Source organism: Sphingobium sp. 22B, assembly GCF_001580035.1.
Classification (GTDB): Bacteria; Pseudomonadota; Alphaproteobacteria; order Sphingomonadales; family Sphingomonadaceae; genus Sphingobium; species Sphingobium fuliginis.
In genome coordinates this window covers 1-622 of record NZ_LTAB01000081.1, presented here as the reverse complement: position 1 = coordinate 622, position 622 = coordinate 1, and the positions used below count along the sequence as shown (strand labels likewise).

General features: G+C 46.5%; 1 protein-coding gene. It reads right to left on the bottom strand.

Going from position 1 to position 622, the window contains the following annotated elements:
• Positions 1-270 precede the first annotated feature (270 nt).
• The coding region (locus tag A0J57_RS27085) for a hypothetical protein (protein WP_235600959.1) at positions 271-622 on the bottom strand (352 nt) is incomplete at its 5' end.

Below are 622 nucleotides of genomic sequence, written 5' to 3'. Positions count from 1 at the left end.
CACTAAGCCTAAATCGTCTCTACACTGGCAGCAAATTTGTAAGCGCATCGGAATTGTAAAAGCTCTACCTAATTGCTTGGCAGGACCAAATTTAAAAGTGTGTTCGCTCATGTTAAAAGCTCCCGGTCTGGAGTGTACTGCCAAATTATGACAGTAACTGCAGCTACTGTCAATTTATGGCAGTTGCGCCGGCACTGTACAAAAACGCACTCGACTATGCAGCGATCGAGTGCGTTTGTTGTTTTGCCCGTTTGCAGCAGCTTAATTTGGTTATGGTGCTGGCGGGTAAACTTGCCGACCCGTCGAAGGGTCAATGATTGCACCTGGTGTTAATAGGCTATCCAGGTCGTAAGTTTGCGCGTAAACATAAAAGTGACTTCTTGCGCGTCCCCACATCCTGATTGCATTAAAGCCTCTTGGTGGCGCGATAAAAGTTTCTTTCCAATTGAGAAAATATGTAGGTCCCCAAAGCACAATATTAGCCCCTGATTTATTTGTCCAGGCAGGCGCTAATGCGTCTCTATTATGCCCTGCGATACCAAATGAGCAGTAACCGCTAACTGAACGCGCGGTGGCATGAGTACGAAAATCTAACACTGGTTCCATACCAGGTACTTCGGCT